The 23,800-nt window shown below is 68.5% G+C and carries 25 protein-coding genes; 7 read left to right on the top strand and 18 right to left on the bottom strand.

The features are described 5' to 3' along the window. Positions 1 to 120 precede the first annotated feature (120 nt). From groL to IPN02_11115, 12 genes are all read right to left on the bottom strand, one after another. The gene (groL, locus tag IPN02_11170) at positions 121 to 1,761 is read right to left on the bottom strand and encodes a chaperonin GroEL (GenBank protein ID MBK9297369.1); all 1,641 of its coding nucleotides are present in this window, start codon (positions 1,759 to 1,761) and stop codon (positions 121 to 123) included. 33 nt (positions 1,762 to 1,794) lie between these two features. Then, a complete protein-coding gene (gene groES, locus IPN02_11165) occupies positions 1,795 to 2,085 on the bottom strand; it encodes a co-chaperone GroES (GenBank protein ID MBK9297368.1) in 291 nt (96 codons plus the stop codon). Positions 2,086 to 2,220: 135 nt separating this feature from the next. Beyond that, positions 2,221 to 3,249, bottom strand: a complete 1,029-nt coding sequence (gene tsaD / locus IPN02_11160; GenBank protein ID MBK9297367.1) for a tRNA (adenosine(37)-N6)-threonylcarbamoyltransferase complex transferase subunit TsaD — start codon at positions 3,247 to 3,249, stop codon at positions 2,221 to 2,223. Positions 3,250 to 3,272: 23 nt separating this feature from the next. Continuing rightward, positions 3,273 to 3,803: a ribosomal protein S18-alanine N-acetyltransferase gene (gene rimI, locus IPN02_11155; GenBank protein MBK9297366.1), complete on the bottom strand. Its 531-nt coding sequence runs from the start codon at positions 3,801 to 3,803 to the stop codon at positions 3,273 to 3,275. 68 nt (positions 3,804 to 3,871) lie between these two features. Then, positions 3,872 to 4,990 (bottom strand): CHAD domain-containing protein, encoded by a 1,119-nt coding sequence (locus tag IPN02_11150; GenBank protein ID MBK9297365.1) that lies wholly within the window; start codon positions 4,988 to 4,990, stop codon positions 3,872 to 3,874. Between the two features lie 23 nt (positions 4,991 to 5,013). After that, complete coding sequence (ligD, locus tag IPN02_11145) at positions 5,014 to 5,985, bottom strand: non-homologous end-joining DNA ligase (GenBank protein ID MBK9297364.1); 972 nt, start codon at positions 5,983 to 5,985, stop codon at positions 5,014 to 5,016. Between the two features lie 81 nt (positions 5,986 to 6,066). Then, positions 6,067 to 6,600: a methyltransferase domain-containing protein gene (locus IPN02_11140; protein ID MBK9297363.1), complete on the bottom strand. Its 534-nt coding sequence runs from the start codon at positions 6,598 to 6,600 to the stop codon at positions 6,067 to 6,069. A gap of 49 nt (positions 6,601 to 6,649) precedes the next feature. Next, positions 6,650 to 7,552: a hypothetical protein gene (locus IPN02_11135; GenBank protein ID MBK9297362.1), complete on the bottom strand. Its 903-nt coding sequence runs from the start codon at positions 7,550 to 7,552 to the stop codon at positions 6,650 to 6,652. Further along, positions 7,549 to 8,265 carry a PIG-L family deacetylase gene (locus tag IPN02_11130; GenBank protein ID MBK9297361.1) on the bottom strand — a complete coding sequence of 239 codons (717 nt, stop codon included), beginning with the start codon at positions 8,263 to 8,265 and terminating at the stop codon, positions 7,549 to 7,551. The genes IPN02_11135 and IPN02_11130 overlap by 4 nt, the downstream gene beginning before the upstream one ends. 42 nt (positions 8,266 to 8,307) lie before the next feature. After that, positions 8,308 to 9,078 carry a glycosyltransferase gene (locus tag IPN02_11125; GenBank protein ID MBK9297360.1) on the bottom strand — a complete coding sequence of 257 codons (771 nt, stop codon included), beginning with the start codon at positions 9,076 to 9,078 and terminating at the stop codon, positions 8,308 to 8,310. A 111-nt stretch (positions 9,079 to 9,189) separates the two neighbouring features. Continuing rightward, complete coding sequence (locus IPN02_11120; GenBank protein ID MBK9297359.1) at positions 9,190 to 9,711, bottom strand: DUF3253 domain-containing protein; 522 nt, start codon at positions 9,709 to 9,711, stop codon at positions 9,190 to 9,192. Between the two features lie 192 nt (positions 9,712 to 9,903). Further along, positions 9,904 to 10,146 carry a CsbD family protein gene (locus IPN02_11115; GenBank protein MBK9297358.1) on the bottom strand — a complete coding sequence of 81 codons (243 nt, stop codon included), beginning with the start codon at positions 10,144 to 10,146 and terminating at the stop codon, positions 9,904 to 9,906. A 189-nt stretch (positions 10,147 to 10,335) separates the two neighbouring features. On the opposite strand from IPN02_11115, the gene IPN02_11110 reads away from it, so the two are divergent. The 7 genes from IPN02_11110 to IPN02_11080 all read left to right on the top strand — a co-directional run bounded on the left by IPN02_11110 (position 10,336) and on the right by IPN02_11080 (position 15,133). Beyond that, a complete protein-coding gene (locus IPN02_11110) occupies positions 10,336 to 10,590 on the top strand; it encodes a Rho termination factor (GenBank protein MBK9297357.1) in 255 nt (84 codons plus the stop codon). A gap of 118 nt (positions 10,591 to 10,708) precedes the next feature. After that, positions 10,709 to 11,479 (top strand): YihY/virulence factor BrkB family protein, encoded by a 771-nt coding sequence (locus tag IPN02_11105; GenBank protein ID MBK9297356.1) that lies wholly within the window; start codon positions 10,709 to 10,711, stop codon positions 11,477 to 11,479. A 108-nt stretch (positions 11,480 to 11,587) separates the two neighbouring features. After that, the gene (locus IPN02_11100; protein MBK9297355.1) at positions 11,588 to 12,100 is read left to right on the top strand and encodes a DUF664 domain-containing protein; all 513 of its coding nucleotides are present in this window, start codon (positions 11,588 to 11,590) and stop codon (positions 12,098 to 12,100) included. Next, positions 12,100 to 12,981, top strand: coding sequence for a YihY/virulence factor BrkB family protein (locus IPN02_11095; protein MBK9297354.1), 882 nt, complete (start codon positions 12,100 to 12,102; stop codon positions 12,979 to 12,981). The genes IPN02_11100 and IPN02_11095 overlap by 1 nt, the downstream gene beginning before the upstream one ends. Positions 12,982 to 12,985: 4 nt before the next feature. Beyond that, positions 12,986 to 14,098 (top strand): DNA topoisomerase IB, encoded by a 1,113-nt coding sequence (locus tag IPN02_11090; GenBank protein ID MBK9297353.1) that lies wholly within the window; start codon positions 12,986 to 12,988, stop codon positions 14,096 to 14,098. A 95-nt stretch (positions 14,099 to 14,193) separates the two neighbouring features. Continuing rightward, positions 14,194 to 14,745, top strand: coding sequence for a type 1 glutamine amidotransferase (locus IPN02_11085; protein MBK9297352.1), 552 nt, complete (start codon positions 14,194 to 14,196; stop codon positions 14,743 to 14,745). A gap of 73 nt (positions 14,746 to 14,818) precedes the next feature. Beyond that, positions 14,819 to 15,133 carry a hypothetical protein gene (locus tag IPN02_11080; protein MBK9297351.1) on the top strand — a complete coding sequence of 105 codons (315 nt, stop codon included), beginning with the start codon at positions 14,819 to 14,821 and terminating at the stop codon, positions 15,131 to 15,133. 56 nt (positions 15,134 to 15,189) lie between these two features. On the opposite strand, the gene tsaB is transcribed toward IPN02_11080, so the two are convergent. The 6 genes from tsaB to IPN02_11050 form a co-directional block, all read right to left on the bottom strand. Continuing rightward, positions 15,190 to 15,885 (bottom strand): tRNA (adenosine(37)-N6)-threonylcarbamoyltransferase complex dimerization subunit type 1 TsaB, encoded by a 696-nt coding sequence (gene tsaB, locus IPN02_11075; GenBank protein MBK9297350.1) that lies wholly within the window; start codon positions 15,883 to 15,885, stop codon positions 15,190 to 15,192. Further along, positions 15,879 to 16,502, bottom strand: coding sequence for a tRNA (adenosine(37)-N6)-threonylcarbamoyltransferase complex ATPase subunit type 1 TsaE (gene tsaE / locus IPN02_11070; protein ID MBK9297349.1), 624 nt, complete (start codon positions 16,500 to 16,502; stop codon positions 15,879 to 15,881). The genes tsaB and tsaE overlap by 7 nt, the downstream gene beginning before the upstream one ends. A 4-nt stretch (positions 16,503 to 16,506) precedes the next feature. Further along, positions 16,507 to 17,721: an alanine racemase gene (gene alr / locus IPN02_11065; GenBank protein MBK9297348.1), complete on the bottom strand. Its 1,215-nt coding sequence runs from the start codon at positions 17,719 to 17,721 to the stop codon at positions 16,507 to 16,509. 222 nt (positions 17,722 to 17,943) lie between these two features. Then, positions 17,944 to 19,431 carry a bifunctional ADP-dependent NAD(P)H-hydrate dehydratase/NAD(P)H-hydrate epimerase gene (locus IPN02_11060; GenBank protein MBK9297347.1) on the bottom strand — a complete coding sequence of 496 codons (1,488 nt, stop codon included), beginning with the start codon at positions 19,429 to 19,431 and terminating at the stop codon, positions 17,944 to 17,946. A gap of 187 nt (positions 19,432 to 19,618) precedes the next feature. After that, positions 19,619 to 20,164, bottom strand: a complete 546-nt coding sequence (gene acpS / locus IPN02_11055; GenBank protein MBK9297346.1) for a holo-ACP synthase — start codon at positions 20,162 to 20,164, stop codon at positions 19,619 to 19,621. A gap of 55 nt (positions 20,165 to 20,219) precedes the next feature. Next, entirely contained in the window at positions 20,220 to 23,699 is a 3,480-nt protein-coding gene (locus IPN02_11050) for an SIS domain-containing protein (GenBank protein ID MBK9297345.1), read from the bottom strand. Positions 23,700 to 23,800 lie beyond the last annotated feature (101 nt).

Raw genomic sequence — 23,800 nt, 5'->3', positions numbered from 1 at the left:
CACCGATGCCGTGACCTCCCCCAAAACGCGAAATCGGGGAGCGCCCGATGTCGGACGCTCCCCGATTTCATCGACCTCGATCGTTGTCCGCAGAAGCGGAGAACGGGCAAGGTCAACCGATCACATCATGCCGCCCATGCCGCCCATGCCGCCCATGTCGGGGGCACCGCCGCCGGCACCACCCTCTTCGGGCTTGTCGGCAACGAGGACCTCGGTCGTGAGCAGCAGCCCGGCGATCGACGCTGCGTTCTGCAACGCGGCGCGGGTCACCTTGGCGGGATCGATGACGCCGGCCTTGACCAGGTCCTCCATCTCACCGGTGGCTGCGTTGAGACCGATCGGGCCCTTCTCGGCCTGCACACGCTGAACCATCACGGCGCCCTCGAGCCCCGCGTTGTCGGCGATCAGCCGGGTCGGGGCCTCGAGTGCACGGTGCACGGCGAGTGCGCCGGTGCGCTCATCGCTGTCCATCGACTCGGCCGCCTCGGCGACCTTGGCGCGGGCACGCAGCAGGGCGGTGCCGCCACCGGCGACGATGCCCTCTTCGATGGCGGCGCGGGTGGCCGACAGCGCATCTTCGATGCGGTGCTTCTTTTCCTTCAGCTCCACCTCGGTGGCGGCGCCAACCTTGACGACGGCCACGCCGCCGACCAGCTTGGCCAGACGCTCCTGGAGCTTCTCGCGATCCCAGTCGGAGTCGGTCTCTTCGACCTCACGCTTGATCTGGGTGATGCGGCCTTCGACGTCCTCGGAGGAACCGGCGCCGTCGACGATGGTGGTGTCATCCTTGGTGATGACCACCTTGCGGGCGCTGCCCAGCAGCTCGAGGGTGGTGTTCTCCAGCTTGAGGCCGACCTCTTCGGCGATGACCTGACCGCCGGTGAGGGTGGCCATGTCCTGGAGCATCGCCTTGCGGCGCTCACCGAAGCCGGGAGCCTTGACGGCCACCGAGGCGAACGTGCCACGGATCTTGTTGACGACCAGGGTGGCCAGGGCCTCGCCCTCGACGTCCTCGGCGACGATCAGGAGCGGCTTACCGCCCTGCATCACTCGCTCGAGCACGGGGACCATGTCCTGCACCGAGGAGATCTTGCCGTTGACGAAGAGGATGTAGGGATCCTCAAGCACGGCCTCTTGACGCTCGGGGTCGGTGACGAAGTACGGCGACAGGTAGCCCTTGTCGAACTGCATGCCCTCGGTGAAGTCGAGCTCCATGCCGAAGGTGTTGGACTCCTCGACGGTGACCACGCCGTCCTTGCCCACCTTGTCGATGGCGTCGGCGAGGACCTCACCGATCTGGGCGTCGGCTGCCGAGATGGCGGCAACCTGGGCGATCTCGCCCTTGGAGTCGATCTCCTTGGCCTGCTCGGCAATGCCGGCGACCGCTGCCTCGACACCGGCCTCGATGCCGCGCTTGAGCCCCATCGGGCTGGCGCCGGCGGCCACGTTGCGCATGCCTTCGCGCACCAGCGCCTGGGCCAGCACGGTGGCGGTGGTGGTGCCGTCACCTGCGACGTCGTTGGTCTTGGTGGCCACCTCCTTGACGAGCTGGGCGCCCATGTTCTCGTACGGGTCCTCGAGCTCGATCTCGCGAGCGATCGACACACCGTCGTTGGTGATGGTCGGCGCACCGAACTTCTTGTCGAGCACGACGTTGCGGCCCTTGGGGCCGATGGTCACCTTCACCGCGTCGGCCAGCGCGTTCACGCCGGCTTCCAGCGAGCGACGGGCCTCGTCGTCAAACTTCAGAATCTTTGCCATGTGTTGTTCTCCTCAGATCTTGTGTTCGTTGGTTCAGGCGTCGATGACGGCGAGTACGTCACGTGCGGACAGGATCAACAGATCGTCACCGTCCACGGTGATCTCGGTGCCGCCGTACTTCGAGTAGACGACGGTGTCGCCGGTCGAAATGTCCATGGGGACGCGGTCGTTATCGTCGCCGATACGACCTGGGCCGACGGCCATGACCGTGCCCTGCTGGGGCTTCTCCTTGGCGGTGTCGGGAATGACCAGGCCGCTGGCCGTGGTCTCTTCGGCGTCGTCAGCTTTGACGACGATCCGGTCCTCGAGGGGCTTGAGCTTCATGCAATGCCTCCGTTTGTCGGCCCCGGCATCTCCGGAGCTGGCACTCTTGATTGACGAGTGCCAGTTCTAGCACTCGATCGAGGCGAGTGCTAGTCCCCGCGGCGACGTGGGCGTTGTCCGGCGGACGTGGTGGGCTCAGACGGGAAGCCGCAGGCCCGGCACGGCGGGTAGGTCCAGCCCGGAGGGCCCGTCGCTGCGGAAGCGATGCCAGCCGGCAGCAGCGACCATCGCTGCGTTGTCGGTGCAGTACGTGCGACCGGGCAACGAACACCCGAGCCCGGCCAACTCGGCGTCGAGGGCGACCCGTTGGCGCAGCGGGGTGTTGGCCGCCACGCCACCGGCCAAGGCCACGCTGGCCACGTCGTACTCGGCGGCCGCCCGCTCCAGCTTCAGTGCGAGCACGTCGACCGCAGCGGCCTGAAACGAGGCGGCCACATCCTCGGTGGCCGCCTCCGGGTAGCGCCTCACGTGGTTGATGACCGCTGTCTTCAACCCGGAGAACGAGAAGTCGAACCCGGAGTGGACCATCGCCCTCGGAAAGTCGATCGCCTGGGGGTCGCCCGAGCGGGCGATCTCCTCGATCGCCGGACCGCCCGGATACCCCAGACCAAGGAAGCGGGCCACCTTGTCGAAGGCCTCTCCCGCCGCGTCGTCCACCGTGCCGCCGACCAGCTCGTACTCGCCCGGGGCCGCCACCGCCACCAGTTGGGTGTGTCCGCCGGACACCAACAGCACCATCTGAGGAAACGCGATTCTGCCGTGTTCGAGCTGGGCCGCATACAGGTGGGCCTCGAGGTGGTTGACCCCGATCAGCGGCAGGTCCCAGGCCAGCGCCAGCCCCTTGGCCCCCGATAATCCGACGAGCAACGCGCCGATCAGCCCCGGCCCGTGGGTGACCGCCACCGCGTCAAGATCTGCGCCGGAGACGCCGGCCTCCACCATCGCCTGGGCGACGACCGGGATGAGCAGTTCGAGGTGGGCCCGGCTGGCGATCTCGGGCACGACACCGCCGAAGCGCGCGTGCAGGTCCACCTGGGAGGACACGACCGAGGACAACACGTCCTCACCAAAGGCCACCACCGCCGCTGCGGTCTCGTCACAGGAGGTTTCGATGCCGAGGATCAGACCCCGCGTCGCTCCCGTTGGTGTTTCCTGCTCGCTCACGGGGCTCACTGGTCGCTGCTCGCTCACGGGTCCAGTGTCGCGCGAACGCGCTCGAGCCTGTGCTCGTAGGCGGGTCGATCGATGCCCCTCACCCACAGGATCAGTGCATCCTCGGTCGGCGAGCGGTAGTAGCGCGGGCGCACCCCCTCGGGTGCGAATCCGAACCGGCGATACAGCGTCTGGGCCGGTTCGTTGGAGGCTCGCACCTCGAGGGTGACGTCGAGGATCTGCGACTCGGCGGCGAAGCCGAGCAGGCCGAGCAGGATCCGGGCACCAATCGAGCGGCGTCGGAACCGCTCATCGACGGCCATGGTCGTGATGTGGCCTTCGTCGGCCACCTGCATCAGCCCGCCAAAACCGACAACCTGAGGGCCGACCATCGCCACCAGATAGTGACGCGAACTCGGGTGGAGGAGCTCGTTGGCGAACAACTCCCGGCTCCAGGGGTGACCGTTGGTCGCCTCCTCGATGCGCAGCACCGAGGAGAGGTGCCGGCGTCGCATCGGGCGGATCCGAAGGGCATCCGGTGACACATCGACCAGGGGTTCGCTCACGCGGCCAGGTTCCCACGTCGGCGATCACCAGCGGGGCACCTCCGCGCCGATCGCGACCGGACCGGGGTTCAATCCGACGAAACGCCCGGGTCGACGCCTTCGGCACGCAGCGCCGCCACCAGCCGGTCACGGTGCATCGTCGAGCGACCGGGCAATCCGACGCTCCGGGCGGCGATGCGAAGCCTGGCGACGGTGCACTTCTCCCAGGCATCGTCGGGCGGGAACAGCTTGGCCAGCTCACCTGCGGCGCCGTGCGGCGGCCGTTTGCGAAGGCTCCAGTAGACCCCGAGACGCTCGGCGAACGCCTCGGAACTTTCCGCATACAGCAATTCGGCCAGGGCGGTGCTTCGCCGTTCAAGCGTCAAGCGGTAGCCATCGAGGAGCGCGAAGGCGGCCGCCACCATCTGGTCCCCCCCGAAGGCGTCCGGTTCGTCGAGCATCATGTCCCGCAGCACCGCCAGGTCGTGAGCATCGCCCAACCCATCGGTCAGGGCATGAAACAGCCCGGCTGTCGGAGCGAGCACGGACGGGGCCGTTTCATCGAGCAACCGGAGGTGGTACCAGGTGTACTTGGCCCGCTTTCTCAGCTCGTGGAAGCGTTCGGGCGCCCCTCCTTCCTCGATCGCACTCAGGGCCACCAACCCGCGTCGATAGGTCTTGATCACCCCGCCAGCCGCTGCGTTCCAGCCGGAGCCCTTCAACTTCCACCCATCGATCCCCTCGGCACCGTGCTCGAGGAGCTCCAAGGCGCGCTGCACCTCGGCCGAACCGCCGGTCACCGAACGGGTGGAGTCGTCTGCGCGGCGCACCAGCTCGCGCCACGCCGCTCCGAGCCCGCCGGCGGGAACGCCCTCGGGGTCGGCGGCGATGGCGTCATCGAAGGTGGCGAGCAGCGCATGAGCATCGCGATAGGGCGACAGAAGCCGGGCCGCATCGCGAAACGTGTTGTTGGCCGGCCGATAGGCACGCCCCATCGACGGCCGCACCATGCGGAGGAGGCCACGCAGCTTCTTGATGTGCTTTCGACATTGATGGATCGACCCTTGGGCGTTGTGGGTATCGATCCCTCGCAGCTGGGCGATCGCCTGCTCGACCTGCTCGTGGGCGATCCGGCGCACCGCCGCTTCCAACTTCTCGTCGGCCTGGATGCGATACTCCGCAGCCGATACCTCGGGATATGTAGTCATCGAGCCCCCTCCGGCAGCTGAATCTATCGAGCCGAAGCCGGCAACTCGCGCATCACTTCGCCTGGCGCCTTATCGTCGCGCAGGCCAAGGAACCGGGGGTGGCGCAACCTGCCCGCCGAGGTCCATTCGGTGAACCCCACCTCGCACACCAGATCCGGATCGGTCCAAGTGACGTCGCTCCTCTCGGGCGCATCGACGAAGGGTGAAGTCGAGCGCTTGCGGGCCTTGAGCAGGCTCCAGAGGCGGTGCAGCGTCGCATCGTCAAAGCCCGTACCGACACGCCCGGCGTACGCAAGGCCCTCGTCGGTCATGTGGCCGACCAGCAGCGCTCCCAACCCCATCCGGGTGCCCTTCGGTGCGGTGAACCCGCCGATGACCAACTCCTGACGAGCGACGCACTTCAGCTTCAGCCAGTCGGGCGACCGTCGACCCGGCCGATAGCGGGAGTCGGCCCGCTTGGCGATCAGGCCCTCCCAGCCGCGGTCGCATGCGTCGGCCAACAGTCGCCGACCCGTGCCGCTGTCGTCACCTTTGAGGTGTTCGCTGAGGCGCAGCGGATCGTCGAAGTCGAACGCTTCGCTCAGCAGCTTCGTGCGGTCGCGTAGCGCCAGATCGATACAGCTGTGACCCTCCAGGTGCATCAGGTCGAACAGGTACAAGAACACGCCAACCCCGCTGTGGCGGATGCGGGCGGGATCGCTCAGGCCCGAGCGTCGCTGTAGTCGGGCGAAGCTGGTGGCATCGCCGTCGAAGGCCACCACCTCGGCGTCGGCCACAAAGCGGTCATGGCGCTGACCCACCAGCGCCTCGACCACCTCGGGGTAGGCGGCGCTGCGGTCGTGGCCATTGCGGGTGAACAGCCTGACCGTTTCGCGGTTGCGCACCGCGATCAGGCGGATACCGTCCAGCTTGCGCTCGTACACCCAGTGCTCGCCCTCGATGGGGCGCTCGGCAGGGGTGGCCAGCATCGGCTGGACAAAACCGGGATCGTCCACCTCATCCACCCCCGCGAACTCGGTGAGAGCGATCCCGGGTGCGGTGGTCCCTCGTGGTTGCTGCGCTCGTGTCGACGTCGGTCACTCCCGGCCCCACACCCGCATCACGAACTGTTCGTCCACCGCCGCGAACAAGGTTTGGAGGAACGGGATGCCGTCGATCCAACGATGCGCCTCGTCGCCGCTGAGCGGGTAGTCGGTGCGACCGGTGTAGTGGACCGCCACCAGGTGGCCTCCCGGTCTGAGCCAGTCCGCCAACCCCACTTCGGCCGCATCACAACCTCGCTCGGTCAGGTAGTAGGCCACCTCGGACCACACGACCAGGTCTCCCGTTCCCTCCGGCCACCACATGGGGAATTCGGCACATGCCAGCGTGACGTGGGGTGAAGCGGTCAACCGTCGCCGGGCGCGCTCGACGGCATCTTCGACGAAATCAAAGGCGATGAGCTCGTCGCAGCGCGGCGCCAACAGCTCGGTGAAAGCCCCGTTGGAGCATCCCGGCTCGACAGCGCGGACATAACGCTCCCGAGGGAGTGCCGCCAGCGTCAGGGCGTACTTGCGACGCTCATAGAACCGAGAGTCAAAGCCCCACGGGTCGGCGTCGGCCCCGTACATCGAGTCGAAATAGCGGCGGTCGTGTGAGAGCCCGTGGTCGGTCGCCACTTCAGAGCCCTCCGAGTTCGGCCAATTCCCGGTCGCCGTGCTGCTGGCGCACGTAGAGCATCAGGTCGCTCACCCGTTGAGCCAGGTGTCCGTCGGAAACGAACGGGCGCGGTCCGAACGCCCGGCTGAATGCGTCCACCGAACGAGTGGCCGACCGTTCGACCAGATGGCGCACCACGTACGCCCGACGGCGCGCCGCCACTTGGTCGGTCGGGTGATCGTCGATGTCTCGGCCGGCGTCGCGCAACAACGTTTGGCACAGCGCCGCCTCCGCCCTCAACACCCCGCGGGCCACCAGCTGATGCTGGTCGGTCACGGCTTTGGCATCGGCATACGCACCAAGCCCCGCAGCGGCGCCCGCCCAGCATGCGGCCGGCCCGATCGCCCCGTTCCAAAACCCGGGCCGCTCGAGATACCAGGCGTCGTCCCCGACCACGATCTCGACAGGGTGCTGGGTGTAACCAACCGTTCCCGTCGCCGTGTCGAACATTGCCGGGGTCGCCCACCCGGTAACGTCCGATATCACGGTCGGACCCGACGCCTCAACGTCGACCAAGAGTTGCTCACCCCGTTCCCCCACCACAGCGACCAGCGCACGGTCAACGATCCCCAGGCCCGAGCACAAGGATTTCGTGCCGCTCAGCGTGCCCGAGCCGTCCAAGCGCAGCTCGTAGCGAGGATCGACCGACGCCCATACCCCGTAGATGGCGCCCTTGACCGGATCCCGGCCTCCCTCCCTCAGGATGGCGACGGCATCGGCGTGTGCTTCGGCCAAACGGGCCACGCTGACCGACCCACCGAGCGCCCAGTCGAACATGGTCAGCCAACGTTCCGCTGTGCGGCCCGCCCCCAGATCGGCAATCGGTTGCGCGCACAGCGCTTCGAGGTCGGCGCGGACGGTCATAGCGGGTCGTCTCCTTCGTTGCTGAGGATGAAGTATTCCGACGGCCAGTCGAAGGGGCCCAGCACACCCGAGTGCAGCACCGGGGTTGATGCGCCATCGCCGGCGACCTGGCTGTGGTGGTGGCTCAGCGCGCAGCGCCGTCGCTCCACCTCCCGGCGCGACAGGGGAAGCTCGCGCAACCGGCTCACCATCTCCTGCGGCTGGCGATGGTGCCAGGCCCAGAACAGGCCCTCGGCCAGCGCCGCACCACAGCGGCCCGCCGCCTCGTGCGCTGCTCGCCCCACCGCCTCGTGGTCGCAGTGATGGTCCAAGCGCCACGGCGCCACGACCAGCGAATCGACGGTCACGTGTTCGGCGATGGCGGCGACGAGAGATGAGTGATGGTCCTCGACCCGACCGTCCGGGAGTCCCAGGCGGAGGACGGGCAGCTCCTCGCCCGCCAGGGCTCTCAGCGCCTGGCGCTGTTCCCGACGCCGTTGACGGGCGAGCCCGTCCGGGTCGCCTGGATAGGCCGCCTCCCCATCGGTCACCGCCAGCACGATGACCGGCACCCCCGCCCTGGCCTGATGGGCGATCAGGCCGCCGCTGAGCAGCGTCTCGTCGTCGGGGTGAGGGGCCACGACCACCGTGAGCTTCCGAGGTGGCTCCCACCGTTGCGCATCGGTGCGCTGTGGCGCCCAGCGGCCGAGGTCGGGAAGCTCCACTCTGGTCACGATGCCGACCTCGCTGGGGTGAGCTCATGACACCCCGCGTGATCAACGTCCTGGCAGCCGCATGGGTGCGCCGGCTGGCGGCTCCGGGAAGGCGCTCTGGTCGAGGCTCACCAGATGGCCGGCAAATCCGTCCGGGGCCCGGCCGTGCATGCGAGCGCTGGTGGCGACCCGGCTCTCGGCCGACGACAGCACCCGAGCGTGTGTCTTCAGCCTCCGCCACAGGTCCCCGTCCTCGGCCGAGCAACGCTCGCTCCAGCCGCCCACCTCCAGATACGTCGAGGCCCTCACCCCCAGATTGCAGCCATGGATATGGGGATGAGGTGTACCCGGCGGCCAGCGGTAGGCGCGTTCAAAACGCGCCGCCACCGTCGGGCACCAGTCATCGTCCTCGAGCAGGGTCACCGTGCCGGCGACCGCGTCGTAGCCGCTGTTGGCGAGGCGCAGTTGGGCGGTCAACCAGTTGTCCGGCACGACGGTGTCGGCGTCGGTGTTGGCAATCCAGACGCGTCGAAGGTCCTCGTGCCCCTCGATCGCCGACGCAACGCCGCGCTGGCGGGCACGCCCGACCGACCTGACCTCCACCTCCTCGAGCACATCCTGCCCGCCGGTGAGAAAGCATCGGGCCACCTCGGCGGTGCGGTCGGTGCAGGCGTCGGCCACCACCACGCAACTCGTCGACACCTTCTCGCTCACGCGACGCCGGGCGAGCGACATCGATGCCAGCAGGCGCCCCAATCGAGCGGCCTCATCATGGGCCGGAATGACCACGACGACGTGGGCGATGTCGTTCACCGCCGTGTTCTTCGTCGACATGTCCGTCGGGCCCGGCTTGTCCAGCAGCACCGACGTTCGATACCCGGGGTGGCGTCGTTGAAACGCCGCGTATTCAACACACGTCGGACGCCGCCCTGTGGTCGTCCGCAGTCACCCGGTTCGACGAATCCTGATCGGCCCTTTCCATGCCCGATCGGGATCGAGCGGTTTACCGCGTTGGCTCACCTCGACGACGTTGTCGTAGGCCAGGGTGCGCACCTCGTCGCGGACCATCCCGAGGATCGACCGCCATGAGGGACCTCCGATCGCCCGTGCCACGTCGGATGGACAGATCGTGCGATCGGGCGCTCGTCCTCCGCTCAGCGCACGAACGGTGGCCCGGGCACGCCGACGACGCCCGCCCTCGCTCGGTGGTTCCCACCAGGGTTCACCCCGTTCCCCCAGGGCGAATTTGGCGTCGTCAACCTGCGCCCTCGCGAGTCGCTCTGCAGCGTCGTCACCGGCGCGCCGAGCGGACCCGACCCCCCGCCGGGCGGCCATCAAGTTGTTGACCAGTTCTTGGCGAAGCGGTTCGGGGATGGACGGGTCCGTCGCCCTCCATCGACGGCCGTCGATAACGATCCAGCGCCCGCCCTCGGTGGGGTCGACCTGCGCTGCGGCCTCAGCCGTCACGGTGTGCCTCCTCGGTCATGGGCCCCATCGTCGACCACTACCCCGAGGTCCAACGCCGGAAACCGGCATCGCTTCCCCCGTCGAAGAGCCGATTCACCCGAACGCTGCGCCGACGCGACAACGCCGGCCGGTCCCGAAGGATCGACCGGCGTTGGCACATCTCGAACCGACAGGCGATCCGAGTGTAGGACCTCAGTCCTGGTTGGCCTTCTGGCGGGCCTCGGCAGCCTCGGTCTTGGCGTCGGCCTTGCGGGCCTCGGCCTGCTTCTCGGCCGCCTCGCGCTGGGCCTCGGCCTTGTCCTGCTGGGCCTCACCCTCGTGCTTCAGGTCCTCGTTGCCGAGGACCGAGCCAACGGCCTCTTTGGCCTTACCCTTGACGTCTTCAAACACGCCCTTGGCGCCCTTTTCTGCTGCGGAATCATCGTGGTCTGCCATGTCTGGCTCCTTTGTGTCGGGGATGTTGTCAGTACCCGATCACGGTGGAGCTAAACCAGCCGTGGCATCCGCCACACCTGCGGGCCTCCGACGGGTCCGGGAAATGGCATGAATGGCGGCGTGAACCTGCGGTTAGGCCGTCGACGGTTCGGGTAAAGCTCTGCCCACCCCCGCATGAGGAGTTGAGACATGGCCAAGGACCACGGGCCCAGCATCAAGGACGACGAGCAGTACGAGGCGCTGCGCGACCAAGGCGCCAGCAAGGAAAAGGCCGCTCGCATCACCAACATCGACCGCACCACCGCCGCCAAGCGGGGTGGCGAGTCGCCGAGCTACGACAACTGGACCAGCGACGACCTGTACGAACGAGCCCAAGAGCTGCACATCGACGGCCGCTCAAGCATGGCTATGGACGAGCTGATCGACGCACTGCGGAACCACTAGATCGCTGCGCTCCGGACTCGCTGCCCGGTGTGCCCCGATCTGCCTCCTCTCCATCCGCGTCAACGACCTTCCTGTTGCCGCAGCCATCACCCCAGCCACCACAACAACGAGGTCATGCATGACAACCGAACGAGGTCGCGACGCGACGTCACCGGCCGAACTCCCCCCTTCCGGTTGGAAGGACATCGCCCTCCGCGTCAAAGACGAGTTTCTTGAGGATCACGTCACGTTGACCGCCGCCGGTGTGGCCCCTGTGGTGGGCATCGCCGTGGCGCTGTGGACGGCATCAAGCGGGTTCGCCCACCTGATCGAAGCCTTGAACATCGCCTATGACGAGACCGACGGCCGAACCTTTGTGAAGAAGCGGGCGCTTGCTCTGGCGATGACCCTCGGAGCACTGGTACTGACTGCTGCCGTCGGCGCCGTGCTGACCCTGGCCGGCTCGTCGGCGATCACCGGGGTCGCTTCCATCGGGGCTCAGATCGTCGGATGGCTGGCCGTCGCAGCCCTGATCACCTTCGGGCTGACCGCGTTGTATCGCTACGGGCCCGACCGTGACGAGCCGAAGTGGCGATGGGCCTCCTGGGGCGCTGGTCTCGCTGTGGTCTCAGCGGTGATCGTGTCGATCGGTTTCAGTTTGTACGTCGCCAACTTTGCCTCGTACAACGAAACCTACGGGTCGTTAGGAGCGATCGTGGTGACCCTGATGTGGCTGTACCTCGTCGCGATCGTTGTCATCGTCGGCGCAGAGCTCAACGCCGAAATGGAGCCCCAGACGCTGCGGGACAGCACACGTGGTCACGCCAAGCCCATGGGCCGCCGCGGCGCGCACGTCGCCGACTCGGTCGGCCCGTCTTCTTCTCAAGACCGCCATGATCCAGCCCCTTGATGCGTGCCATCAAGGGCCGGCGCGCTGGCAACCTCCGGGGTTGGGCGGATGCCGAACGGGGTACAACCCCTGCCGAACCGAAGTCGACCTCACGGAAGGCACCAGATCGTGAACACAAACGGACTGCTCATCGAGTTGTACGAGCGAATCCCCCCGCTGGTCGTAGCCGCCTGCGACGGCCTCGACGAACGATCGCTCACCACCCAACCGGCCGGTGGTGGCAACACGATCGGCTGGCTGCTCTGGCACCTCAGCCGAGTGCAGGACCACCACCTGAGCGAACTGCTCGGCGAGGCCCAACTGTGGCAACGCAGCAACTGGGGCGAGCGCTTCGGTCTCGACTCCGACCCGAACAACACGGGCTACGGGCATTCCCCAACCGAAATGGTTGCGGTTCGTGCGGTAGGCCCAGACGCCATCGTCGACTATCACGATGCGGTTTGGCAGCGGACGCGCGCCTACCTGGGTTCGCTCAACGCCGCCCGGCTGGACGACGTGATCGACGACGCTTGGGACCCGCCCGTCACCCTGGGCGTGCGGCTGGTCAGCGTGGCCGACGACAGCCTTCAGCACGTCGGGCAGGCGGCCTACCTGCGGGGCTTAATCGAGCGAGCCGCGTAGTGAACCGACAACCGGCGCCAGCCGGGGCACACGGGTCGGACAGCCGGTGGCGCCGACTCAGGCAACTCACCATCGGCGTCTACGAGCGATTCGTCGGGGATCACGTAACCCTCACCGCCGCCGGCGTCGCATTCTTCGGCTTCGTGGCGCTGATCCCGCTCATCATCGCCGGGGTCTCGCTCTACGGTCTGGTCTCGGACCCAGATCAGGTCAGCGACCTCATCGCCCGGCTCGGGCCGGGGGTGCCCGACGCCGTGACCAAACTGATCGAACAACAACTCAACTCGGTCGCCTCCGCCTCCTCAGGGGCACTCAGCGTGGGCCTGGCCGCCGGTGTGCTCGTGGCGCTGTGGACCGCCTCGAGCGGCATCTTCCATCTGGCCGAGGCCCTCAACATCGCCCACGACGTCTCCGACGATCGGCCCTTCTGGCGCAAACGCGGTCATGCGGTCGCGCTCACTTTGGCGCTGCTCGCTGTCTTGGGGCTCATCACCATTGTGCTCTCTTTCTCAGCGACCGCCTTCAGCGGCCCGGCCTCGGTGGCTGTGCGGATCGGCGGCTGGTTGGGAGCCGCCGCCATCATCACCGTGGCGCTCTCGGTCTTCTATCGGGTGGGCCCCGAACGCTCCAAACCGCCGCGCCGATGGATCTCTTCGGGCGCTGGTTTTGCCGTGGCGGCGACAGTGATCGCCTCGCTTGGCTTCAGCGTGTACGTCAGCCGCTTCGGTTCCTACAACGAGACCTACGGTTCCCTGGGAGCCATCGTCGTCACGCTGTTGTGGATGTACATCTGCTCGATCGTCATCATCGTCGGTGCGGAGATCAACGCCGAGCTCGAGCGGCCCCGGGACGCAAAGCGCTCGTTCGGCACCGAGCGCTGAAGCCATGGCCGTCCGCCTCCCGAAGGAACTGCTCGAAGATGATCCGGCCGTGCTGGCACCACAGGCCGGGCTCGTCCACGTCACCGACGACCAAGCGGGCTGGACCCGCCGCGTGTGTGGGCGGGGCTTCAGCTATCGCACCGCCGACGGAACGACGCTCACAGGCGGGCATCGCTCCCGGCTGGAATCACTGGTGATTCCGCCTGCATGGCAGGACGTCTGGGTCTGCCCGGACGAGACCGGATACCTCCAGGTCACCGGCATCGACGACGCCGGACGCAAGCAATACCGCTATCACCCCGATTATGCGTCGCTGATGGATCGTCGCAAGTTCGAGCGCCTGGGCCACTTCCCCCGGGCGATCCCGGGCCTGCGCACCGCCGTAGCCGCCGAACTCGCCCAACCGCTGGGCAGCCGACGTTTGGCGGTCGCCACCGCCGCCGCCCTGATCGATCGGCACCTGCTGAGGGTGGGCAACGAGGACTCGGCCGACGACGGTCACCACGGGGCCACCACGTTGATGGTCGACCACCTCCGCAACGGCGCTGAGGACGACAACGATGGGGAGGAGGCCGGCGAGGACGAGCACGCGGGCGAGCCCACGGCAGTCGCCCGGCTGGACTATTACTCCAAAAGCGGTCAGCGGCGCAGAATCAAACTCGACGACGACCTGGCTCGGTTGCTCGAGCGCTTCGCTGCGGGCAGCGAGGACGACCGGCTGCTGTGGTTCGTCGACCCCGACGACCCCGTGCGGGGTGATGAACCCCGCCACGTCAGCGCAGCCGAGGTCAATGAGTTCGTGCGCCTACACACCGGCCCCGGATTCTCCACCAAGGACTTTCGCACCTGGGGAGGATCGGCGGTCGCGTTGGAGGCCCGGGTCACCGGCGCCGACGAGGTCGAAGCCGTGGACGCCGCCGCCGCTGCCTTGGGCAATACCCGAACGGTCGCTCGATCCTCCTATGTACACCCCCGGGTGCTCGAGGCCGGCGCCGACGAACTCCGATCGGCCTGGTCGGCGTCGCGGGGCTCGGCGGTCAGGAGCCGGGGCGAGGCCGCGCTGGCCCGGTTGCTTCAGAGCGCGGGCTCGACCGCTGCCACCAGGACGTCCGGATGATTGCCCTTGAATCGTCATCGGTCGCGCGCCATGGTTGATCACGGCTCTCTCGGGGTACGCCCGCTGAGCCCGCTCGTCGACGAAGGGAACGTGCCATGGCAGGACTGACCGGCAAGAAGGTCGCATTTCTCGTCGCCAACGAAGGCGTCGAACAGGTGGAGCTGACCGATCCATGGCAGGCGGTCGAGGCCGCCGGCGGCACCCCGGTGCTCATCGCTCCCGACACCGGCGACGTTCAGGCCTTCAAGCACCTCGACCGGGGCGACGTTTTCGATGCGTCCGTGGCATCGGCTGACGCCAGGGTCGACGAGTACGCCGGGCTGGTGCTGCCCGGGGGCGTCGCCAACCCGGATCAGCTCCGTACCGACGCTCCTGCCGTTGCCTTGACCAAGGCGTTCCTCGAAGCCGGAAAGCCGGTGGCGGCGATCTGTCATGGCCCGTGGACTCTGATCGAGGCGGGCGTCGTCGTCGGCCGCGAACTCACCAGCTGGCCCAGCCTTCGCACCGACATCGAGAATGCCGGGGCAGCATGGGTCGACCAGCCCGTCAAGGTGTGCAACTGCGGTCCCGGCGTACTGGTGACCAGCCGAAACCCCGATGATCTGCCCGGCTTCAACCAGGCGATCATCGAGGCCTTCGCCGACTGATCGACCAACTCCCGTGACGAGATTCCGCCATGACCCCCTGTCTCTCCCGACGAGGGGGGGATAGCTTCAACACATGGCGATGGAAACTCTCTCTGAAGCGATGACCCGTCTGGTACAGGACGGGTACACCGAGGACGTATCCGCCCACGACGACGGCAAGCTTCACTGCTCCGGGTGCCATTCGGCATGCGATGCGACCAACATCGGCATCGACCATGTGGTGCGCTTCGAGGGGGACAGCAACCCCGACGACGAGGCCGTGCTGTTCGCCCTCGACTGCGGCGCGCACAAGAGCCTGTACGCGGTGGCCTTCGGACCCGAAACTCCGCCCAACGACGTCACCGCTGTTCGGGCCCTCTCCAAGCGTCACCGCCACGCCGCCGGCTAGGTCGTCGGGCCGATCCTGACGTCCTGCCGCTGTTTCTTGGGCCGACGAAGCGAGCCTCAGCCGTTGCGTGTGACCCAGTTGATCTCGGCGTCGGGTCGGCGCAGGTAGATCGGCTCCACTTCGCTCTGGTTGACGAACTCCTCCCGCATCGCCCGAGGGTGGGCCAGCTGCACCAGCGACGAGGCCGACGGGTGGGACAGCGCCGGGTCGGCCAGCTCGAAACCGCCGATCTCGCCGAGCACGTCGGCGTAGCGATGGGCCCCGTCGCCCACCCCGAGGGTTGGTTCCGGATCAGCGGTCAGCTCTGACGCCAGGTCGTCCGGTGAGCTGATCTGGTAGTCGTCGATGCGCTGCACTCCGCCCGGCACCGCGCGGTAGATCGCCCAGTACACCTCACCGCGTCGGGCATCGATCACCGACACCACCCGTCGGCCGGTGTAGCGCAGCGGGAAGGCGACGAGATCGAGGCTGGGCACGCCGACCATCGGGATCCCCAGAGCGTGCGCCATCGCCTTGCCGTGGGCGAGGCCCACCCGAAGACCGGTAAAGAGCCCGGGGCCCACGTCCACCGCCACCGCCGCCAGGTCCTCCGGGGTATGACCGGACTGGCCCATGAGAAACTCGATGGCCGGGCCGAGCGTCTCCGCATGGCGGCGACCACCCCGCAGGTGGGTCTCGGCGAGCACACCGCCATGGTCGACCAGCGCAGCCCCCACCCGGTCGGTTGCGGTTTCGATGCCCAGGATCAGCACGGCTCCTCGCCCTCCAGGGCAACGCCCCTGTCGTCGAGCGCCTGCGCCAGCGCCCGGTCAAGGCTCTGGTGGCGCCGCCGCTCGGTGCCGAGCAACTCGAGGGTGACCACGCGTTGATCGAGAGCGTCGCTACCGGCGGCGTCCGGTTCCCCGTCGTCGTCAACCGGCGCGAGCTGCAAGGTAACCACCAGCCGAGACGGCCCCAGCAAGGTTTCGATCGCCTCCCCCCACTCGACCAGGGTGACCGCCTCGCCGTCGAGCAACTCGTCGAGCCCGAGGGCTTCGGCCTCGTCGAGCGTCCCCAACCGGTAGACGTCGAGATGGTTGATCACCAACGTTCGTTGGCTCCCTTGGGTGTGTTGGGTTCCGTCGTACTGCTGGAGGATCGCAAAAGTCGGGCTGGTCACCGGGTCGGTCACCGCCAGCTCGAGGGCCAGGCCCTGGGTGAAGGTGGTCTTGCCGGCACCGAGATCACCGCTGAGCACGACGACGTCGCCCGGCTCCAGCCAACCGGCCAGCGACGCCGCCACCGCCTTGGTGCCCTCGGCCGACAGGGTGCGCAACCGACGCGACGACTCCGCCGGTGGCCCTGAGAATGCCTGGTCGCGCTGGGTCACCGCCTCAGGATAGTTCCCCATCCGAGGCGACCCCGAGGTAGCGGCGCGGCAGACGCGCCCCAAGACGGGTCACGATCTCGTAATTGATCGTGCCCATCCAGCCCGCCCATTCGGTGGGGCTGATCGCGACGCCGGTCTGGCTCTGGGAGGCGACCGGCTGAGCGCCGAGCAACACCACCTCGTCGCCCACCCCGACCGATGGTCCGTCGGTGCAGTCGAGCACGAGTTGGTCCATCGTGACCGCACCGAGGATGGGCCGCCGAACGCCCCCGACCAGTGCGCTGACTCCCGGCTGCCCGCTCGTCGCGGCGCGTCCCGCCCGTGGGTCCAGGCCGATCCCACGGGGGACGCCGTCGCCATAACCAATGGGTACAACCCCGAGCATCGTGGGCCGATCGGTCACCCGGTGGTGGCCGTAGCTGACGCCCTCCCCCGCCGGCACCGCTTTCACCAGGCTCACCGCGCTGAGTACCCGCAGCGCCGGCCGCAACCGTCGCACCACCTCGTTGCTCTCCAGCTGAGGCGACGGCGCCAGCCCGTACAGCGAGATGCCACAACGCACCAGGTCGAAGCGGGCGTCGGGCCTGGTGATCGTCGCCGCCGAGTTGGCGGCGTGGATCATCGGGATCTCGTTGCCGGTGAGGTCCAGGCTGGTTAGCGCCTCCTCGAATCGGGCGAGCTGAAGGTCGGTGGTGGGCTCGGTCGGCTCGTCCGCCCGAGCGAAGTGGGTGGCCACCGCCACCGGTTCGATCCCTGGGAGTCGGGCCGCCTCGGCGCGCAACGAGGCCAGCTGACGAGGTTCGACGCCGGCGCGTCGCATGCCCGAGTCGACCAGCAGGTGAACCCTGGTCGACGGGTTGCCACCCCCGAGCTGGCGATGGGCGGCGGAGATCGCACGGAGCTCGGCGACCGAGGACACCATCAGCTCCAGCCGGTGGGTCACCGCATCGCTCATCGAGTCGTCCGCCTGCGGGCCGAGCACCAGGATCGGCGCATCCAGCCCTGCAGAACGCAGCTCGGCCCCCTCCTCCACCATCGCCACGCCCAGCATGTCGGCCCCTCCGGCCAGCGCCGCCCGAGCCGCCGGAACTGCGCCGTGCCCGTAGCCGTCGGCCTTGACGACCGCGCACAACCGGGCGGGCCTGGCCACCTCCGCAAGCACGGCGGCGTTGTAGGCGATGGCATCGAGGTCAACCTCGACGAAGCTCGGACGCGTCACGTCAGGGCCCCCTACCCCAAGTCGGGAGGGGGAACGCCCACCAGACGGCACGCTGGGCTCCCGAGTTCCAGGCCACACCCCAAGTCGGGAGTGGAAACGCCCACCAGACGGCACGCTGGGCTCCCGAGTTCCAGGCCACACTCCAAGTCGGGAGCGGAAACGCCCACCAGACGGCACTCCGGGCTCCCGAGTTCCTGCGCTCCTCGCGGGTTGAGGAGCCCCTCACGGGTGGTACCCGTCGGTGACGAGCTCGTCCAGCGTGGCGGCGACCAGGTCGGGCAGGTCGCTGGCCCGAAACCCGAGCTCCGGGCCCCGCATGGCTGCCCGGCCGTGAACGTGGGCCGCCAACGCAACGCTCATCAGCGGATCGGCACCGTCACGGGCCAGGGCGGCCCCCACGATGCCGGCCAACACGTCGCCGGTGCCGGCGGTGGCCAGGCGCTGGTCCCCGCTGGTGCTGATCGCCACCCGCCCGTCAGGCCCGGCGACGACGGTGGTCGGACCCTTCAACAGCGCGATGCAGTTGCCCCGTCGGGCCAGCCGAAGTGCCGCCTCCAGACGGTCGCTTCCTGGCGGGTCCCCCATCAGCGCGGCGTATTCGCCATCGTGCGGGGTGAGCACGGTCGTGGCCTGGCGCCTGGCGCAAGCGTCCAGCAGCCGTTCCCCGCCGCCGCCGAGCGCATCGGCGTCCAGCACAGCTGGTGCGTCGCTGAGCGCCAGCAACTCGATCACCCCGTCAAGCACGCCCTCATCGCGCCCCAGCCCGTTGCCGATGACCAGCGCCCCAACCCGCTGTTCTGCGGCCACCGTCTCGGCCCAACTCGATCCGACGCCGCCGTCCCCGTTCAGTTGTCGGGTAACCGCCTCCACCGGTAGCGGAGCTGCGGGCAGGTGGCCGTGTGGGCCGGGGACACCGGTCCCGTCGGTCCGGATGCGAGAGTCCTCGCCAACGGAACGCTGCGACGACGGCGCCGGCGGTGCGCTGACCAGCACATATCCGGCGCCGGCGCGGCTGGCTGCCTGGGCGACGAGGGCAGCGGCGCCGGTCATGCCCGGTGAACCACCGATCACCCAAACCGCGCTCTGCCACTTGTGCGCACTGGTCGATCGACCAGGCCAGTGACATGCCACGTCGTCGTCGGTGACCAGTCCCCTGGTCAGCCGTGAGCCCGAGCCCACCTCGGCGTCGACGCTCAACCCGATGTCGGCCACCTCGACCGCGCCGCAGTACTCAGGTCCTTCGCCGAGGATCAGCCCGCTTTTCAGCGCAGCAAAGGTGATCGTGGCGTCAGCCCGCCAAGGTCGACCCCGCAGCTCCCCGGTCAAACCATCGAGGCCAGAGGGGATGTCGACCGCCAGCACGGGGACACCCCCGGGCGCCGGCGGAGGTTCGTAGGGGCGGCTCAAGCCGGTGCCGAACGCGGCGTCGATCAGTAGGTCGTGGGCGACCGCCGTCGGCACGGGCTGATCGTGTGTGCCCACGCTGACACGGACACCTCGGCGGCGCAGCAACTCGGCAGCCACCCGACCGTCCGCACCGTTATTGCCGGGCCCGGCCATGACATGGACACGACGCCCGTAGGCGCCGCCGAGCATTCGCAACGCCTGACGCGCCACGGCGGCGCCGGCACGTTGCACCAGCTCGTCCATTCGATCGGCAGCGGCGGCGTCGACCGCCGTCATCTCCTCGGGCGTGAGCACCGGTTCCATCTCCAGAGCTTGCCACCTCGACCAACTCGGGAGCCCAGACAACCACCAGACCGCGCCCTGCACTCCCCAGTTCGCCCCACGCCAAGTCCCGGCCCCGAACCCGGGAGCCCAGACAACCGCCAGACCGCGCCCTGCACTCCCCAGTTCGCCTGCGACCGAGGCCGTTGGGGCCTTGTGGGGAGTCGCGCTATCGGGCGGCCGGCCTCGCCCCGCTCGTTGCATCGAGCGCGATGACGACGGTCTGGGCCACCGTGTCGGTGTGGGTGGCCGAGACCAACCACGAGGCGATGCCGGCGGCCTCGGCCAGCGGCACGGCCGCACCGTTGAGGCTCAGCGCCGGGGCACCCGACTCGCTGCGGTGGAGCTCGATGTCGTGAAACCCCACCGGACCCAGCCCACACCCCAACGCCTTGGCCACCGCCTCCTTGGCGGCGAAACAGATGCCCAGGTGGCCGATTTCGTCGCCGCCTGTGGCGGCGTCGACCAACTCGGTGGTGGTGAAACAGCGCTCCCGCATGGCCGGGGTGCGTTCGAGCACCACAGCCAACCGTTGCACGTCGACAGCGTCGATGCCGACCGCCACCGCATTGGCGGGGACACCCCCGCCGAAGTGCACCGAGACCGCGCCATGGACACCGTCGAGCCGGGGCTGCGACGACGCAGCGCCCTCATCGGCGTTGTCATGGCCATCCCCGCCGGGGTCGGCGTCAACGGCCGGAATGCGCTCGGGCATCGGGCCGTTGGACGCCACCCAGTGGATCGGGCTCATCGCTGCGGCACGGCCTGCGCTAGCCGCCCGCCGGTGCACTGCGCCAGCGCTCAGCCAGCTCCAAGACCGGCAGTGCCAACAAGTCGATGACGGGCTGTTCGGCCAGCAGGTCGTCGCGGAAGTGCTCCTCGGTCTCGGTGACCGCGTCGCTCAACCCCTGATACCGCCTGCGATAGCCCTGGAGCACGTTGCGGGCTGTCTTCGCGTCCAGGTGGCCGGCCAGCTCGACGTGCAACAACACGAGGCCGGTGGTCACCCCATTCTTCACCTGGGGGGCGATCAACACCGAACGGCCGTCTTTGCGACCTCGGGTGACCAGCAGCTCCTGCTCGCGGACCACCAGGTGCTTGGTTCCCCGAAGGCGGGGGTCACGCTCGAGTCGGGAGGTCAGCGCTGCGGCCACCCCGCCCTTGTCGAGCACGGTGGCTGTCGGCGTGTCACTGTCGGCGTCGGTAACGTCGTAGCGCACGAAGCCGCGCACCTCGGCGACCGCCGGCGACAGATCGGCCAGCGTACGCAGCGTCCGGTAGCTGATACGGTCCCGGTTGGCACCGGCGGCGAACAGCTCCTTGACCAAGGGGATCTCGAGCACCGACTCGTCGCTGCGGCTGATGCCCACGGTGACCGTCTTGGCCTGGTGCTTGATCGCATCGATCGGACGGGTCAGCTCGTCGATCGCATCGTTGAGCGCAGACGTCAGGTCGTCGATCAGCACTCCCGGGGTGCCGATCTTGCCCAGCTCCACCTGGTAGGCGTCGAGGGGCGCAATACCCAATGTGAAGCGGAATGCGGTGGCCACCCGATGGGCGGTCGACGCCTCCATGTGGCCGTTCAGCTCGCCGGCCCGAAGCGCCGCAAACCAGCTGTTCGCCGGCGCCGCCAGCTCGTCGCGCAGGCCTGCGAGGAGCTGGCCAGCATCCTCGCCAGCGGCCAGGGCCCCCTCGACGACCACCCGGGCCTCACGCAGGATTCGGGCCTGGGCGTCGATCGCCAGGGCCGCTTCGTAGCCAAACAAGTGCCCGGCCATGGCGGAGAGGATGAACGCCAGGCGTGGATGCGTCTCGGGAACGGAGATCACGTGGGCCGCAGCCGTGAACTCGCTGGCCCCTTCGGTGGCGATCACGATCGGGGCGGCCTTATGAGCCCGGAAGATGGCGATTTCCTTGCCGACATCGTCGGCGGTGGAGCCGACCAGCCCGGCGGCGCAGACGAGGATCAACGGCTCGGACGACAGGTCGATGTGCTTCTTGTCCTCGGTGGCGTCACACGCGATCGACTTGTAACACAGCTCGGAGAGCTTGATCCGCACCTCGCGAGCCGAGATGATGTTGGGCCCGTTGCCGACCAGTGCCCAGTAGCGCCGCGACACCGCATACCGCTGGGCGGCCTCGGCGGCCTGGGGCCGCACCTCGAGGGTGGCCTTCAACACGGCGGGCAGCACGGCCAGCGCGGCCAGCACCTCCTGCTCCTCGGGATCGTCGGCGGTGCGGGCTCCCGGGATCTCGGCGGCGATGCCGTAGGCCAACAACATGCCGGCGGCGATCTGTGAATAGAACGCCTTCGTCGAGGCGACCGACATTTCGACGTCGCGACCATCGGCGGTATAGAGCACGCCGTCGGCCTTGTCGGTCAGGTCGCTGTTTCGCCGGTTGACGATCGCCACCACCTTGGCCCCCCGGCCCCGAGCGAGGTCGACGGTGCGGTTGGTGTCGGTGGTCGTCCCCGACTGGCTGATCGCCACGATCAGGGTGGTCGACATGTCCGAGCGCAACTGGAAGCCCGACAGCTCGGTGGCGGGCAGGGCATCGACGTCGATGTCGTTGTCTGCGAGCAGGTTGGACAGCTGAAACGCCAGGCTCTGGCCGGCCACGGCGGCGGTGCCCTGCCCGATGACCAAGACCCGGTCGATCGTGCCGTCGGTCAGCGCTGCACGCACACCCTCGGGCAATGTGGCGTCGGGGAGGCGCACGTCGTAGCCACCATCGGGACGTTCGAGCAGCTTGCCCCGAAGGGTCTTGGCGAAGGACGATGGGGCATCCCCCAGCTCCTTGAGCAGGAAGTGGGGGAAGTCGCCACGGTCGATGTCGCGCGTGGTGACCTCGCCGGAGACAACGTCACCCTCAGCCACCGGCAGCTCGGTGCCGTCGTAACCCCAGCGGGTGATGCCAGCCAGGCTGCCGGCGGCGGACGCATCCAGGCGCACGATCTGTCCGCGGGTGGCGTTGGCGTTGGCCGGGTCGCTCGGGGTCTCGCCGTCCATGCGCACGTAGCTGGCGGTCTCCTCGATCACCCCGTAGGGCTCCGAGGCGATGACGAAGGCATCGTCGGCCAGGCCGACGTACAAGGCCTGGCCCGAGCCCCGAAGGGCGAGCATCAGCTCGCCTGGACGAGCGGCGCTGTTGGCGGCGATCGCCACCGATCCCTCCATCGGCGCCACCGCATTGCGGAACGCCACCTCGCTGTCCTGGCCTTCGGCCAGACGGCGGCTCCACAGCACCGGGATGACCTTGGCATCGGTCGTTACCTCGGCCGGCAGCTGCAGCGTCTCAGCCGCCGCCAGGTCGGCGTGGTTATCGACGTCGCCGTTGAGCACCGCCGTGGTGAAGGGCCGGGTGTCCCCGCCGGTCGAGCCCCGCTGCAGCGCGCTGACCGCTGCGAGTTCCTCACTCGACTGGGGGTGGGCGTTGGCCTCGGAGATGATGCCGACCGACGCCCAACGGGTGTGGCCGAGCACCATCGTCCAGGCGTGGGGCGATTCCAGCGCCAGGTGCAACAGTTCGTCGCCCAGCACCGCCGAGCGGATCGCGGCGGTGTTGTCGCCCAGCTCGCCGATCTCGGCGGCCGCCTTGTAGACGAACGACAGGGCCCCTTCCGGCGTGCGGACGGCACCGGAGCCAAAGAACGGGTAGCGACGCTCGTCGAGCAGCGCCTGCACCTGGGGTGACTCGAGATCGAGGCCGTGGCCGGTGACGAGCAGCTGGATACCGGCCGAGTCGCGGCCGCGCACCTCGAGGCGGTCGAGCGCCGACAACGCCTGATACACCGATAGCCCGGCGGCGAGCGCCCCATCTGTCGGGTCCAGGCCCATCAGCTCGACGATGCCTTCGGCGGCGCGCAAACGGTCGTGGGCGATCGCCCAGGACGGATCGCGCAACGCGATCAGCTCGGCGTTGATCGCCTCGACCCGGTCGGCGGGCACGAGCCCCTCTGCCTCGGCCGCCTCGATCCGGTCGGCCAGCGCGTCGAGCCGCTCGCACGCCAGCTTCAGCTCGGCCGACTGTTGTGGCTCGGCGAGCAGCGCTGCGGCGCCGTTGAGCCCGCGCAGCGATTCGTCGACGAAGCCGGCGGCTTCGATGGCCTCGCCCAGCATTTTCCAATTTGGGGTCTCGCCGTCACCGGCGAGACGGTCGGCGGCGTTGGTCAGCTGGCCGACCAGCGGGGTGAGGTCGATGGGCTGCACCGCAGCCGGTCGACGCAACAGGGCGATGATTCCACACATCGAGGGCAACTCCTTGAGCCGAGATAGGTTCGGCGAGTGGGGTGATCATGATGGTGTTGGCGTCCGCAGGGACTGGCGGAACCATCATGGCGATCGGTGGC

The organism is Candidatus Microthrix subdominans, from assembly GCA_016719385.1.
Lineage (GTDB): Bacteria > Actinomycetota > Acidimicrobiia > Acidimicrobiales > Microtrichaceae > Microthrix > Microthrix subdominans.
Note: the sequence above shows the minus strand (reverse complement) of the source record. Positions and strands in the feature narration are given on the sequence as shown.